Annotated in this window: 10 protein-coding genes, 1 tRNA gene and 1 pseudogene; 7 read left to right on the top strand and 5 right to left on the bottom strand. The window is 66.7% G+C overall.

The features are described 5' to 3' along the window. The 3 genes from QZY06_RS10305 to QZY06_RS10295 all read left to right on the top strand — a co-directional run. The coding region (locus tag QZY06_RS10305) for a fused MFS/spermidine synthase (RefSeq protein WP_295683725.1) at positions 1 to 2,493 on the top strand (2,493 nt) is incomplete at its 5' end. A 16-nt stretch (positions 2,494 to 2,509) separates the two neighbouring features. After that, positions 2,510 to 3,382 carry a peptidylprolyl isomerase gene (locus QZY06_RS10300; protein WP_295683723.1) on the top strand — a complete coding sequence of 291 codons (873 nt, stop codon included), beginning with the start codon at positions 2,510 to 2,512 and terminating at the stop codon, positions 3,380 to 3,382. Continuing rightward, positions 3,379 to 4,329, top strand: coding sequence for a HupE/UreJ family protein (locus tag QZY06_RS10295; RefSeq protein ID WP_295683721.1), 951 nt, complete (start codon positions 3,379 to 3,381; stop codon positions 4,327 to 4,329). Before QZY06_RS10300 ends, QZY06_RS10295 begins: the two co-directional genes overlap by 4 nt. Before the next feature lie 127 nt (positions 4,330 to 4,456). Here QZY06_RS10295 and QZY06_RS10290 read toward each other — a convergent pair whose 3' ends face one another. From QZY06_RS10290 to rarD, 3 genes are all read right to left on the bottom strand, one after another. Then, a complete protein-coding gene (locus QZY06_RS10290; RefSeq protein ID WP_295683717.1) occupies positions 4,457 to 5,710 on the bottom strand; it encodes a cytochrome c in 1,254 nt (417 codons plus the stop codon). Then, a complete protein-coding gene (locus QZY06_RS10285; protein WP_295683716.1) occupies positions 5,707 to 6,420 on the bottom strand; it encodes a c-type cytochrome in 714 nt (237 codons plus the stop codon). Before QZY06_RS10285 ends, QZY06_RS10290 begins: the two co-directional genes overlap by 4 nt. 90 nt (positions 6,421 to 6,510) lie before the next feature. Continuing rightward, a complete protein-coding gene (rarD, locus tag QZY06_RS10280; RefSeq protein WP_295683713.1) occupies positions 6,511 to 7,464 on the bottom strand; it encodes an EamA family transporter RarD in 954 nt (317 codons plus the stop codon). A 104-nt stretch (positions 7,465 to 7,568) separates the two neighbouring features. Between rarD and QZY06_RS10275 the strand changes: the two are divergent. The 3 genes and pseudogenes from QZY06_RS10275 (at position 7,569) to QZY06_RS10265 (ending at position 11,677) form a co-directional block, all read left to right on the top strand. Beyond that, positions 7,569 to 10,097 (top strand): annotated as a pseudogene (locus QZY06_RS10275) (ligase-associated DNA damage response DEXH box helicase). Positions 10,098 to 10,103: 6 nt separating this feature from the next. Beyond that, the gene (gene pdeM, locus QZY06_RS10270; RefSeq protein WP_295683710.1) at positions 10,104 to 10,790 is read left to right on the top strand and encodes a ligase-associated DNA damage response endonuclease PdeM; all 687 of its coding nucleotides are present in this window, start codon (positions 10,104 to 10,106) and stop codon (positions 10,788 to 10,790) included. Next, the gene (locus QZY06_RS10265; protein WP_295683707.1) at positions 10,778 to 11,677 is read left to right on the top strand and encodes a TIGR01777 family oxidoreductase; all 900 of its coding nucleotides are present in this window, start codon (positions 10,778 to 10,780) and stop codon (positions 11,675 to 11,677) included. Before pdeM ends, QZY06_RS10265 begins: the two co-directional genes overlap by 13 nt. 90 nt (positions 11,678 to 11,767) lie before the next feature. Here the strand turns inward: QZY06_RS10265 and QZY06_RS10260 are convergent, their stop codons facing one another. Then, complete coding sequence (locus tag QZY06_RS10260) at positions 11,768 to 13,297, bottom strand: cryptochrome/photolyase family protein (protein ID WP_295683705.1); 1,530 nt, start codon at positions 13,295 to 13,297, stop codon at positions 11,768 to 11,770. 25 nt (positions 13,298 to 13,322) lie between these two features. Continuing rightward, positions 13,323 to 13,490, bottom strand: coding sequence for a DUF2256 domain-containing protein (locus tag QZY06_RS22205; RefSeq protein ID WP_367275610.1), 168 nt, complete (start codon positions 13,488 to 13,490; stop codon positions 13,323 to 13,325). 150 nt (positions 13,491 to 13,640) lie between these two features. Between QZY06_RS22205 and QZY06_RS10255 the strand changes: the two genes are divergently transcribed. Continuing rightward, positions 13,641 to 13,717: transfer RNA gene (locus QZY06_RS10255), tRNA-Arg, on the top strand. Positions 13,718 to 14,158: the final 441 nt, after the last annotated feature.

The raw sequence follows: 14,158 nt of genomic DNA, 5'->3' as shown, positions 1-14,158 counted from the left end.
CAGATCGTCTGGACCCAGCAGCTTGGCGTCTGGCTTGGTCATGAAATCGTTTCGGTGCTGGCCGTGGTCGCCGCATTCTTCGGCGGCCTTGCCCTCGGTGCCTGGCGCTGCGGCGCCTGGATCGCGCGCAGCGCGCGGCCCGGCCGCGGCTACGCGCTGCTGGAACTGACGATCGCGCTGTGGGCGCTGCTGCTGATTCCGCTGATGCCGCTGCTGGGTAGCGCGCTGACCGTCGCCATCGGCCCCGAACCGGGCGCGCTGCGCCACTGGCTGGTTGCTTTCCTCGGCCCCTTGCTGATCCTGCTGCCGGCCACGGCAGCGATGGGCGCCACCCTGCCGGCGCTGGCCCAGGTGTTCGGCCGGCTGCGTGCGCAGGGCTACGCGATCGGCGGCTTGTATGCGGCGAATACGCTGGGTGCCGTGTTCGGCGTGATCGCCAGCGCTTTTCTGCTGGCGCCGAAGCTCGGCTACAACGCCACCGCTGCGATCGCCGCCGCTTTGAATCTGCTTTGTACCGCTTATGCCTGGCGCGCTTTCGCAGGGCTCGAGTCGCCTGCCGAAGTTCCAGTTGCTGCGCGCAGCGCGGCACCGCTGCTGCGCCTGGCCGCGACCGGTCTGCTCGGCATCGGCTACGAGGTGCTGATCGTCCGGGTCATCAGCCAGATCGCCGAGAACACCGTCTACACCTACGCCGCAGCGCTGGCGATCTATCTGCTCGGCACGGCGTTCGGCGCGGCGCTCTATCAGGCCGGGCAGCGCTGGCTCCGCGCGCATCGCGATGCCGCAATCTTGCGCACGCGCCTGCTGGCACTGACCGCGTTCGGCGTGCTGCTCGGCGGCTTGGCGATGACCGAGGGCGCGGCCGTCAAACAGACCGTGGCCGGTGCGCTTGGCGGCAGTTTCGAAGCCGCGCTGATTGCCGAAGCCACGCTTGCCGCGCTCGCCTTCCTGATCCCGACGCTGGCGATGGGCGCGCTGTTCAGCCACCTGAGCGTCGAGGCTCGCGACGCCGGCTGGCGGCTCGGCGATGCGCTGGCCGCGAATACGCTCGGTGCGACGTTTGCCGCGCCCTTGATTGCCGTCGCGCTGCTGCCGCTGCTCGGCGCCGGGCCGCTGATCGGCCTGCTGGCGCTGGCTTATCTGCTGCTGTTGCCGATCCGCCAAGCGCGCCGCGTGCCCGTGCTCGCCGCTGCGGCCGCCGGCATCTCCTGGCTGCTGGTCGCGCCTTCGCTGCGCTTCGTCACCGTGCCGGACGGCGGGCGGATCCTGAGTTATCGCGATGGCGTGATGGCCGCGGTGTCGGTGATCGAAGACGCCGGCGGCGAGCGTCGCCTGCACATCAACGATCGCGCTCGCGAGGGCTCCAGCCAGACACGTTTCACCGATGCCCGCGAAGCCTGGGCGCCACTGCTGCTGCATGGCGATCCGAAGCGAGCACTGTTTCTGGGTCTCGGCACTGGCATCACCTCCAGTGCTGCGGCAGCCGATCAAAGCCTGAGCGTCGACGCCGTCGAACTGCTGCCGGAAGTGATAGCAGCCTCGCGGCTGTTCGTGCCGCAAGACGCGCGGCAGCCGCACATCGTTGCTGCCGATGCACGCCGCTACGTGCGCGCCAGCAAAACGCGCTACGACGTCATCGTCGCCGACCTGTTTCACCCGGCGCGCAGCGGCTCGGGCGCGCTGTACACCGTCGAGCATTTCGATGCGGTGCGCGCCCGCCTCGCGCCCGGAGGCCTGTTCTGCCAGTGGCTGCCGCTGCATCAGCTCGATCTCGCCAGCCTGCAGGCGATCGTCGCGGCCTATCTCGCCGTGTACCCGAATGCCGTCGCGATGCTCGCCACCTACAGCCTCGATACGCCGGTGCTCGGTCTGGTCAGCGGCGCTCCGTTCGATCGCGCGAATCTCGCCGCGCGTCTGAGTAGGGAGCAGCGAGGCGTAGCGCTTGATGGCCTGCAGTACGACGATGCCTACGTGCTGCCGGGCAGCATCGTGGCCGACGCAGAGTCGCTGCGAAGCTTCAGTGCTGGCGTGACTGCCAATCGCGACGATCATCCCGTCGTCAGCTATCGCGCGCCGCAACTGACCTATGCGCCGGACAGCCGTCCGCGTGATCGGCTGATGAGTTTGATCGCGCAGTGGAGCGCCAGCCCGGCCACTGTGTTCGGCGCGCCGCGCGATGCCGATGACCGCGCGTGGCAGACCCACATCGCTGCCTACTGGCAGGCCCGCAATGCCTTCCTCAAGGCCGGCATGAATGTGCAGCCGGTGGCCGATCCGCAGGCGATGCTGGACCAGGTACGCGAGCCGCTGCTCGCCGTGCTGCGCCTGAGCCCCGATTTCCGTCCGGCCTATGAGCCGCTGCTGCGGATCGCGATGGCGCTGGCCGAGCACGCGCCTGACGACGCCCGTGCCGTGCTCACCGAACTGGCCGCGATCCAGCCCGATCGTCCCGAAGCCGCTGCCGCCTTGCGCCAGCTCGAATCCTTACCCTGATGCATCCCGAGAAACCATGAACGCCACCACTCCTTCCGCGCTCGATCGCCAGACCAAGGCTGCTGCCACGAACGGCCCGCGCCGCTGGCTGCGCGAGCCGCTGCTGCACTTCTTCGTCTTCGGCGGTTTGCTGTTCGCGCTCGACAGCACGCTGGTCTCGCGCCGCGACAGCGGCAACGTCATCCTGCTCAATGCCGGTGCCGATGCCGAGCTGCACCAGATCGTCCGCGACGAACTGGGCCGCGAGCCAACTGAAATCGAACTGGCCGCGATGCGCCGCCGCTGGTTCGACAACGAATTGCTCTATCGCGAAGGCCTGGCGCTGGGCCTGGATCGCGGCGATACCTCGATCCGCGAACGGGTGATCTTCAAGGCGCTGAACGTGGTGCAGGCTAATCTGGTGTTGCCGAAGCCGGACGACGCCGAACTGCGTGCCTGGTTCGAAGCTAACCGCAGCCGCTACGACAATCCACCGCGCATCGATTTCCTGGAAGCGGTGATCGCCGGCAAGCCGAGCCTGGCGGAAGCCGAAGCCTTCGCGGCGGCGCTCAACAGCAAGGCCACGACGAAGCCGGATACCGATGTCGAAAGCGGCCTGCGCATCTATCGCGGTCGGCCGATGTCGACCCTGACGCCGGCCTTCGGCGAAGCCTTCACCACCCAGCTCGCAACCCTGCCGCTGAACCGCTGGGTGGCGCTCAATGCCCAGGACGGGCCGCGCGCGGTGCTGGTCGAGAAGCGCGCCGATGGCCAGCCCGCCGAGTTCGAGCCGCTGCGCGAGAAGGTGCTGCTCGACTGGCGCGATCAGCGCATGGCCGAACTACGCAGCGAAGCCGTCCACAAGCTCGGCGACAAGTACACGTTGAAGGTCGCCGGTGAAGCGTCGTGATCCGAAGCCTTTGTGTCGCGCTGCTGGCGTTGCTGCCTTGGTTCAACGCTTCGGCGCACGAGATGTCGATCGCCGAGCTGAACCTGCGTGAAGTGCTGCCCGGCGAGTTCCTGTGGAACTGGGGCCAGGGCGGCATCGGTCGCCAGCCGCAGGACGAGCTGACGCCGCGCTGGCCGGACGGCTGCCGCACCGAGGGCGACAAGCTGGTCTGCGTCGGCGGCCTGAGCGGCGTGGTGGCGATCGACGGCGTCGGCGACAGTTATTCGGCGGCGATGCTGCGGGTGCTCTGGCTCGACGGCACGCCGCAGGTCTACACGATCACCGCTTCGCAGAAGAGCGCGCGCCTGTACGGCAGCGCCAAGGACAGCCGCGGCGGTGGCGAGATCGCATCCGCGTACACCATCCTCGGCGTCGAGCACATCCTCGGCGGCATCGACCATCTGCTGTTCGTGGTCTGCCTGCTGTTCCTGGTCGGCTTCCGGCGCAAGCTGATCTGGACGATCAGCGCCTTCACCGCTGCTCACAGCCTGACGCTGATCGCCAGCGCGCTCGGCTGGCTGAGCTTGCGCGGGCCACCAGTGGAAGCGGTGATCGCGGCGTCGATCGTGCTGATGGCGGTCGAAGCGCTGAAGCGCGAGGACACCCTGGCGCGGCGCGCACCGGCGATCGTCGCCTTCGGTTTCGGCCTGGTGCACGGCCTGGGCTTTGCCGGCGCACTGAAGGAAATCGGCCTGCCGCAAGATCACCTGCTGCTGGCGTTGCTGACCTTCAACGTCGGCGTCGAGATCGGCCAGCTGCTGACCGTGGCGGTGGTGTTCGTCGCCACGCGCGCCGTGTCGCGGCTGCCGATGGTCGCCGCCCGGGTGCCGGTGCCGGCGCTCTACGCGATCGGCAGCATCGCTGCGTTCTGGACCTGGCAGCGGCTGGCCGCGGTGCTGATCGGCTGAGATCGCGAGCAGCGTTCCTCACGCAAAGGCGCAAAGACGCAAAAACAAGGATGCTCGAAACAGCCTTTCGCTATTGCCGTTCTTTAGCGCCTTTGCGTGAGATTGCTGTTTACCCAGTTCGCCCGCCTCAGCGCCGCTCGACCTCGACCACCGATACCGCCGGCGCATCGTTGCCCCATTCGCTGCGGATGTAGGTCAGCACGGCGGCGACGTCCGGACGGCTGAGGGACTGGCTGAACGGCGGCATGCCGTAGGGGAACGGATTGCCCGCCGTCGACGGCGGGAAGCCGCCGTTCAGGGTCAGGTTCAGGGCATTGGTTGCCGACACCGCGTTGACGTTGGCGTTGCCGGCCAGCGCCGGATAGATGTTGGCGCGGCCTTCGCCGGCATCGCCGTGACAATCGGCGCAGTGCTCGGCGTAAACCACCTTGCCGCGCGCCCGCAGGCTCTGACGCTGCTCGGGCGAGACCTGCGGGACTCGTGCCGCAGGCGGTGCATCGGCTGGCGGCAGCGCGCGCAGGGTTGCGACGATCGCGGCGAGGTCGGCATCGTTCAGGTGCTGCAGGCTGTGGAACACCACTTCGCTCATCGGCCCCGCAACGGCCTTGTGGGTGTTGATGCCGGTCTTCAGCAGCTGGCCGAGCTCGTTCGCTTCGCTGTCGGTCATCGGCTTCGATGGCACCAGCGGCAATGCATCCCAACCCAGATTGCCGATCTCGCCGCCCATGTAGTTCGCGCCGGTGCGAGAGCCGCCGAGCGCGCCGCGCGAAGTGTGGCAGGCGGCGCAATGGCCGAGACCTTCGACCAGATAGCGGCCGCGATCCATCGCTGCGATGTCAGCTGTGGTCGCCGGCTTGAAGTACAGCGCGCGCCAGGCGCGGGTGGCCAGCTGAGTGCCGTAGGGAAAGCGCAGCGTGTCCGGCGTCTGCACGCGCTTGATCGGCGGCAGCGTCTGCAGCCAGGCGAACATCGCGTCGGAATCTTCTCGCTTGAGGTTGGTGTAGCTGGTGTACGGGAAGGCCGGTGACAGCCAGCGGTCGTCCTTGGAACGGCCGTGGCGCATCGCCCGGTAGAAATCCTGGTTGGTCCAGCGGCCGAGTCCGGTTTCGTCGTCCGAGGTCAGGTTACTGCTGTAGACCTCGCCGAACGGCGTCGGTACTGCCCGGCCTCCCGCGAACGCTGCACCGCCCTGATCCGTGTGGCAGGCCACGCAGTTGCCGATCTGGACCAGGTACTCGCCAGCCTTGATCTGCTCCAGGTTCGGCGATTCCAGGGTCGCCGGTGCCAGCGGTTCGAGATCGAGATCCGGCTTGTTCAGCCAGATCGAAAACGCGAATGCGGCAGCGATGGCGCTGCCGAGAACGATCGCTCGGCCCTTCATGGCAGCACCCCGCAATCCATCGGCATCGTGTTCGGCAGGCTGTCCAGGGGCTTGGCATCAACCGCATACGGCTGGCTGGCCAGCCAGGCGCTGACGGCGGTGATCTCTTCGGGTTTCAGCGCGCGGGCGATCTTGCCCATGCAGTCTGGTTCGCGGGCATGGCGCACGCCGTTCTTCCAGGCGCCGACCTGGGCATCGAGATAGCGCGCCGGCAAGCCGCGCAGGCCGGGAATCATCGGCACCACGCCAGTCAGCTGTTCGCCGTGGCAGGCCTGGCAGGGCGGGATCTTGCGCTCGAGATCGCCGAGCACCGTCAGCCGTTCGCCGAGGGCCAGCTGTTCCGGCGTGGCGCCGGTCATCTGCGGCTGGCTGGCGTGCGGGCGTGCGGCGTAATACAGCGCGATCTCGCCGAGATAGGCGTCGGACAGATTGGCCAGCAGGCCGGCCATGATCGTGTGCTGGCGGCGGCCTTCGCGGAAGCTCAGCAACTGGTTGTACAGATAGCCGGCCGGCTTGCCGGCGATCGACGGGTAATAGTCTTCGCCCACCGTGCGGCCTTCATCGCCATGGCAGGCGGCGCAGGCGGCGAGGCGCTTGCCCATCAACTCGGCAGGTTCTGCGGCGCCGGCGGGCAGTGCCAGCAGGGTCAGCAGAAGGGCGGGAACAGCGAGCCATCGGGTCAGGCGATTGCGGCGGCGCATCGGATTCATTCGGACTGGGTTCAGGAGGCGGCGACATGGTGCAGCATCAGGCAGCGCCTCGGTATCGACAGTTGCCGTGCCGAAAGGCAGGGCAGATGGCTACTTGATGGTCGCTGCCTCGGGCGGTACCGCCGTCGCCACTGCCTCCTGGGGCCGACGCCGTGCGCGCAGCAGGCCATCGCCACCGTAGATCACCAGCGCCATCCAGATCATCGCGAAGCCGATCGCCCGGGTTGCCGTGAACGGCTCGTGGTACAGGAAGATGCCGAGCAGCAGCTGCATCGTCGGGCCGATGTACTGGATCAAACCCACCGTCGAATACGGGATGATCCGCGCGCCGAAGGCGAACAGCGCCAGCGGAATCGCGGTGACGAAACCGCCGGCGAACAGCATCAGATCGATCACCAAGTTGGTGTTGCTGAACGCGCCCTGGCCGCTGTATTCGAGCCAGCCCAGATAGATTGCCGCGAACGGCGCGATCAGCAGCGTTTCCGCACCGAGCCCGGCAATCGCATCGACCTTGACCAGCTTGCGGATCAGGCCATAAAGCCCGAACGAGATCGCCAGGCTCAGCGCGATCCACGGCAGTTTGCCGGTCTGGATGGTCAGCCAGGCGACCCCGAGCCCGGCGAAGGCCACCGCCGTCCACTGCGCGTTGTTCAGGCGCTCGCGCAGGATCACCACGCCGAGCAGCACATTGACCAGCGGATTGATGAAGTAGCCGAGGCTGGTTTCCAGCACGTGGCCCGAGTTCACGCCCCAGACGTAGACGATCCAGTTGATGCTGATCAGCAGCGCGGTGCAGAACAGCCGCAGCCGCGTCGGGCCATCGGCCAGGGCTGCGCGGACACTGCCGAGCTGGCCGCGCCAGGCCAGCCAGGCCATCACGAACAGACAGCACCAGAGCAGACGGTGCGACATGATTTTCACCGCCGGCACGTCGTGCATCGGCTTCAGATACAGCGGCAGCAGTCCCCAGATCAGGAAAGCGCCGACGACGGCGAGGATGCCGCGATTGAACGATGCCGGTGCTGCGGCAGCAGAGGTGTTCATGGTTGCTGGACAACTACAAGCGTGGAGGCGCGCGATGATACGCCTGCCTGCCCGCTGCAATCCCCCTCCGTTTCGTGACAGCCGACCCGCCGCCCAAGCCCGACATGCCGATGCTTAGCCAGATCGAAGCCTGGTACGCGCGCCGCCGCTGGACCATCTTCGACTTCCAGCGCGCCTGCTGGGCCGCCTACGCGCACGGCGAATCGGGCCTGATTCACGCGCCGACCGGTTACGGCAAGACGCTCGCCGCCTGGCTCGGGCCGCTGCTGGAAGCTGAAGGAGCCGACGAGCCGATCCGCGTGTTGTGGATCACGCCGATGCGCGCCCTGGCGGCCGATACCGCCGCCAGCCTGCAGACGGCCTGCCATGAACTGGGTGTGCCCTGGAAGGTGGAGTGCCGTACCGGTGATACCAGCGCCGGCGCGCGTGCCAAGCAGCGCAAGCGCTTGCCGCAGTGCCTGGTCACCACGCCCGAATCGGCCTCGCTGCTACTCAGCTACGCCGATCTGATTCCGCAGTGGCGTGGCCTGCGCGCAGTGATCGTCGATGAATGGCACGAGCTGCTGTCGACCAAGCGCGGCGTACAGACGGAGCTGGTGCTGGCGCGGCTGCGGGCACTGGCGCCAGAACTTCGGGTCTGGGGCTTGTCGGCGACGCTTGGGAATCTCGACGAAGCGCTGGCGGCGTTGCTCGGCTCATCCAACTCTCTCCCCCCGGGAGAGGGTGGCGCGCAGCGCCGGGTGAGGGCGCGCGGCCAGACCTATGGCGCCGACCTCCCCAAGACCATCGCCATCGAAACCCTGATCCCCGATGCCGTCGATCGCTTCCCCTGGGGCGGTCACATGGGTTTGCCGCTGCTGCCGAAGGTCGCCGAAGTGCTCGATCGTGCCGGCTCGACGCTGGTGTTCACCAACACCCGCGCCCAGGCCGAGCGCTGGTTCGAAGCGATCCAGATGATCCGTCCCGAGCATGCCAGTGCGCTGCATCACGGCTCGATCGACGCCGACGCGCGTGCGGCCGTCGAGCAGGGCCTGAAGGACGGCAGCCTGCGCGTGGTCGTTGCCACCAGTTCGCTCGATCTCGGCGTCGATTTCTCGCCCGTCGAACAGGTGGTGCAGATCGGCGGGCCGAAGGGCATTGCCCGGTTGCTGCAGCGCGCCGGCCGTTCCGGCCATCAGCCGGGCGTTGCCAGCCGGATTGTCTGCGTGCCGACCAATGCGCTGGAACTCGCGGAATTCGCGGCTGCGCGCAGCGCCGTCGAGCAGCGCCGCATCGAGCCGCGTCAGCCGCTGATCAACTGCCTCGATGTCCTCGCCCAGCATATCGTCACCCTGGCCTTGACCGGCACCCTGACCGCCGATGCGATCCGCGCCGAGATCGCCACTTCGCACGCCTACGCCACGCTGCCCGATGAGCAATGGCAGTGGCTGCTGGACTTCGTGATGCGCGGCGGCGCGCTGCACGCCTATCCGCAATTCCGCAAGGTGATGGCCCGCGAAGACGGCGTGCTGATCGTCGAGGACGCGACCATCGCCCGCCGTCACCGGATGAGCGTCGGCACCATCACCGCCGATTCGATGATGCGGGTGAAGTTCCTGAGCGGCGCCGGCATCGGCCAGGTCGAGGAGAGCTTCATCGCGCGCCTCAAGCCGGGCGAAAGTTTCCAGTTCGCAGGCCGGAAACTGACCCTGGTCCGGGTCAAGGACATGGCCGCCTACGTGAAAGCCGGCGGCAGCAGTCAGACGATTCCGCGCTGGGCCGGCGGCAAGATGCCGTTGTCGTCGACCTTGGCGGCGAGCCTCATCGAACTGCTGGCTGCAGCCGATCCCGAGTCGCCGCCTTCAAACCTTCGTCATTCCCGCGAAGGCGGGAATCCAGTTTTCGCGCCGTCGACGGACAGCCCGGAAATGCAAGCACTGGCACCGCTGCTGGCGATCCAGCGGCAGTGGTCGCAGCTGCCGCGTCCCGGCGTGCTGCTTGCGGAACGCTCGAAATCCCGCGAAGGCGAGCACCTGTTCGTCTATCCGTTCGCGGGTCGTCACGTTCACGAAGGGCTGGCGGCGCTGCTCGCCTGGCGGCTGTCGAAGCAGCAGAAACTCACCGCGACGCTGACGCCGAATGACTAGGGTTTCGAACTGCTTGCGGAGACCTTGCCGCCGCTCGATGGCGCAGCGCTGAAGGCGCTGCTGTCGCCCGTCGATCTCGACCTCGATCTGCCCGCCAGCCTCAATGCCGCCGAGATGGCGCGGCGCCGCTTCCGCGAAATCGCTCGCGTCTCCGGCCTGGTCTTCGAGGGTTATCCGGGCAACGGCAAGACCGTGAAGCAGGTGCAGGTTTCGTCCGGCCTGCTCTATGACGTGCTGACCAAGTACGACGGCGACAATCTGCTGACCCACCAGGCGCTCGCCGAAGTGCTCGAACAGCAGCTCGACTATCGCCGGCTGCGGTTGGCCGTCGAGGCCATCGCCACGCAGGACGTGGTGATCGTCGACACGCCGCGTTTCACGCCGTTCGCGTTCCCGCTGTGGGCCGAACGCATCGGTTCGAGATTGTCGACCGAAGACTGGAAGGACCGCGTGCAGAAGATGGTCGCCACGTTGGAGAAAGCCGCCGCCCCTGCAGTGCGAAAGTAGATCGCCATGGACATCCGCATTGCCAACGAAACCCTGACTCCCTGCGCGGACCGCGCACTGTGGTGGCCGCGCGAGCGCACGCTGATCGTTGCCGACGTGCATCTGGGCAAGGCTGCTGCGTTTCGACGCGCTGGAGTCGCGGTGCCGAGCGGCGCCACGCAGGCTGATCTCGCAAGGCTCGCCGCGCTGATCGCCGAACACGCGCCGCAACGGCTGCTGGTGCTCGGCGATCTGTTCCACACCCGGCTCAGTATCGATGAGCCCGCCGTCGCGGCGATCGATGGTTTCCGCGCGCAGTACGCGCAGCTGCAGATCAGCGTGATCCAGGGCAACCACGATCGCCAGATCGAACGCCTGCCAGCGGCGTGGCGGCTGGAATGGATCAGCGGCGCGCTGCATCAGCCGCCGTTCGTGTTCGCCCACGAGCCCGCTGCGGACCCGCGCGGCACCGTGCTCGCCGGCCACATTCATCCGGTGGTGCGCCTGCAATCGCGACGCGATTCGGCGCGGCTGCCGGTGTTCTGGTTCCGGCAACGGCAGGCGATCGGCGTGCTGCCCGCGTTCGGCAGCTTCACCGGTGGCTATGCAGTGACGCCGTTGAAGGAGGATGCCGTGATCGCAGTCACGCCCGACGGCTTGGTCAGGCTACAGTCCGGCGAACCTTTCGGAACAAAAGCACCATGCACGTCCTGATCACCGGCGGCACCGGTTTTATCGGCCGCGAACTTTGCACTGGCCTGCTGCGTGACAGCCATCAGGTGACGGTGCTGACTCGCGAACTTGACGCAGCCGCCGAGCGGCTTCCCGAGGGTGCCGAGGCGATCGACGATCTCGCCCGGACCGAATCGGTGGATGCCGTGGTCAACCTCGCGGGTGCGAACCTCGGCGGCCAGCGCTGGAACCGGGTGAGCAAGCTCGGCTTTCGCAGCTCGCGCATCGACACCACGCGGCGGCTGGTCGACTGGATGAGCGAACTGGCGGTGAAGCCGAAGGTGCTGATCTCCGGCTCGGCGATCGGCTGGTATGGCCCGCGCGGCGACGAAAAGCTGACCGAGGTCGATCATCCTGGCGGTGACTATTCGGCGCTGCTGTGCCAGGACTGGGAAGCCGAAGCGCTAAGAGCGGAAGCGCTTGGCGTGCGGGTTTGCCAATTGCGCACCGGCATCGTGCTCGGCGGACAAGGCCCGGCCGGTGGTGGCGCGCTGGCGCAGATGCTGCCGGCCTTCAAGCTCGGCGGCGGCGGCCCGATGGGTTCCGGCCAGCAATGGATGAGCTGGGTGCACCGCGCCGATCTGATCGCGCTGATCCGCTTCCTGATCGAGCGCGACAGCGCGCAAGGCCCGTTCAACGGCACCGCGCCGGAGCCGGTGCGCAACGGCGAATTCGCCAAGACGCTCGGCCGCGTGCTGCATCGTCCGGCGATCCTGCCGATGCCCGGTTTCATGCTCAAGCTGATCGTCGGCGAGATGGCCGAAATCCTGCTGACCGGCCAGCGGGTGATTCCGCAGGCGGCGCTCGATGCCGGCTTCGTGTTCCGCTTTCCGAATCTGGAAGCGGCGCTATGCGACGTGCTGGGCTGATTGGCTAGCTGTGTTGTCGGGCAAGGCCCGACTTACAAGAAAGCACTTTCATAGGTCGGGCCTTGCCCGACGGCATGCCCGCCGTGCGCGTCAAACCAGCCGCTTGCGCAGCAACGCGGCCTCCTCGCGAATCGCCGCAACTGCCTCCGGCTTCAGCCGATCGAGATTGCGCACCTGCATCACCAGCCGCGGATGGCTAGCGAAACGCTGGCGGTGGCGGTCGAGAAAGTCCCAGTACAAGGTCGTGAACGGACAGGCTTTCGGACCGGTGCTCAAGGCCGGATCGTAGCGGCAGCCGGCGCAGTAGTTGCTCATCCTGTCGATGTACTTGCCGCTGGCGATGTAGGGCTTGGAGCCCATCAGGCCGCCATCGGCGAACTGGCTCATGCCGATGGTGTTCGGCAGCTCGACCCACTCGACGGCGTCGACATACACGGCCAGATACCACGCGTGAACGGCGCGCGGCTTGACCCCGAACAGCAGCGCGAACAGGCCGGTGATCATCAGCCGCTGGATGTGGTGCGCGTAGCCGTGCGCGAGCGTGTCGCGCACCACCTGATGCAGGCAGTTCATTTCGGTGTCGGCAGTCCAGTACAGCGCTGGCAGCGGTTGTTCGGCGCCGAGCGCGTTGTCGTCCAGATAGGCCGGCATGTGCCACCAGTAGAGGCCACGCACGTACTCGCGCCAGCCGATGATCTGGCGCACGAAGCCTTCGACACTTGCGATCGGTGCGCGCTTCGCGTGATAGGCCGCGATGGCGGCGTCGATCACCTCGCGCGGGTTCAGCAGCTTCAGGTTCATCGCCGCCGATAGACGCGAGTGATAGAGCAGGGGCTCGCTGTCCCATACCGCATCCTCGAACGGCCCGAACGCGGCGAGGCGTTGGTCGATGAAGTCCTGCAAGGCGGTCAGCGCATCGGCGCGGGTCACCGGCCAGTCGAAATGTTCCAGCGCACCGGGATGATCGGCGTAGCGCTCGGCGACCATGTCCAGCACGCCCTGCGTGATCGCGTCCGGCAGAAACCGGCGCGGCTTCGGCACGAAGCCCGGACCCTGCTTGCCGAAGGCCTCGCGGTTGTCGTGATCGTAGTTCCAGGCACCGCCTTCGGGCTCGACGTCCGCGGTCATCAGCACACCGGTGCGTTGCCGAACCGCGCGATAGAAGTGCTCCATGCGCGGCTGCTTGCGGGCACCCATCCAGTCGCGGAACTCGACGACCGTAGTGATGAAGTGGCGATCGATGCGGACTTCGAAGCTCAAACTTGCGGCTGCGCAGACTCGCTCGATGTCCTGCGCCAGCCGCCATTCGCCGGGCTCGACGACGATCAGATGCTGGGGCTTGAGTGCGGCGATCGACGCCGCCAAAGCTTCGGCCAAGGTCGCGTGTGGATGTTCGGCCGTCGCGTGGTAGTCGACCGCCCAGCCGCGTGCCTCGAGCGCAACGCGGAAGTGACGCATCGCCGAAAGAAAGATCGCGATGCGCGCCTTATGGCTCCAGGCGTAGGTCGCCTCGGCGGGTGCTTCGCACATCCAGATGCGGTCCTGCGCCGGGTCATAACCGTCAAAGGCGGCGGAGTGATCGTCCAACTGATCGCCAAGGACGACCACGAGATTGCGCATGGGGAAGAGGGGTCAGGTCAGAAAATCATCGTGGCGCAGGATCAGCCTTGGCTGGCGACCCCCGCCGCGCGCGGCAAGCATCCGAACAATAACGAACCTCGTGCCAGACCTTCTCCCACTTCTTGCGCCACGCGAACGGCCGCCCGCAGACCGCGCAGGTTTTCTCGGGAAGATGGGGCTTGCGATGGGCCAAGGGACTTAGCGACACACGGGGACGCGCGAATGCCGGCATTGTGCCCGAGCCTTCGTTGCCAACCACACCAAGACTCCTGACCTGCGCCGAGACTCCTGCCCTCGGCGAGACTCCTGACCAAGACCCTGTTTCGATTAGACTATGCATCTCGCGCCCGTAGCTCAGCTGGATAGAGTGCTTCCCTCCGAAGGAAGAAGTCACAAGTTCGAATCTTGTCGGGCGCACCAAAATCAATGACTTAGAGCCCGCGTTGGCCTTGCCGACGCGGGCTTTTTGCTGTCTGAGATCAGCGAAGACGGCGACGTCACGTCACGACCCCCATCCTTGCAAATCAGGGAACGAGTCGTCGGGACAGTTGCGGGCCCGTATCGGGCCGCTTCAGGGACAGCGGAATCCGCGTCTGGTCCGGAATGACGATATCCCCGCGGGACAGTCGACGTCAGGCCGACGGGCCAGGCGAGTGCTTGATGAACTGCTCGAAGCGGTGAAGTACAACTCGCTCGGCCAGATCAGCCATGCGCTGTACGACGTCGGCGGTGAGTATCGGCGCAATATGTGATGCAGCTTCGCGGCAGTGCCAGGGTTGCGGGATTGCCTGCTATGAATAAATTAGTACATAGACAGACTTTCGATCCACGACAAGTAATAGCTTTGACCGCGCGCGAACT

This window comes from uncultured Nevskia sp. (genome assembly GCF_903885465.1).
Classification (GTDB): Bacteria; Pseudomonadota; Gammaproteobacteria; order Nevskiales; family Nevskiaceae; genus Nevskia.
This window is presented reverse-complemented; position numbering and strand designations above follow the sequence as displayed.

Bases quoted from the DNA above. Each gene is read 5' to 3' on its own strand.
- QZY06_RS10300 (WP_295683723.1), top strand. From the start codon at position 2,510: ATGAACGCCACCACTCCTTCCGCGCTCGATCGCCAGACCAAGGCTGCT.
- QZY06_RS10290 (WP_295683717.1), bottom strand. From the start codon at position 5,710: ATGAAGGGCCGAGCGATCGTTCTCGGCAGCGCCATCGCTGCCGCATTC.
- QZY06_RS10285 (WP_295683716.1), bottom strand. From the start codon at position 6,420: ATGAATCCGATGCGCCGCCGCAATCGCCTGACCCGATGGCTCGCTGTT.
- rarD (WP_295683713.1), bottom strand. From the start codon at position 7,464: ATGAACACCTCTGCTGCCGCAGCACCGGCATCGTTCAATCGCGGCATC.
- pdeM (WP_295683710.1), top strand. From the start codon at position 10,104: ATGGACATCCGCATTGCCAACGAAACCCTGACTCCCTGCGCGGACCGC.
- QZY06_RS10265 (WP_295683707.1), top strand. From the start codon at position 10,778: ATGCACGTCCTGATCACCGGCGGCACCGGTTTTATCGGCCGCGAACTT.
- QZY06_RS10260 (WP_295683705.1), bottom strand. From the start codon at position 13,297: ATGCGCAATCTCGTGGTCGTCCTTGGCGATCAGTTGGACGATCACTCC.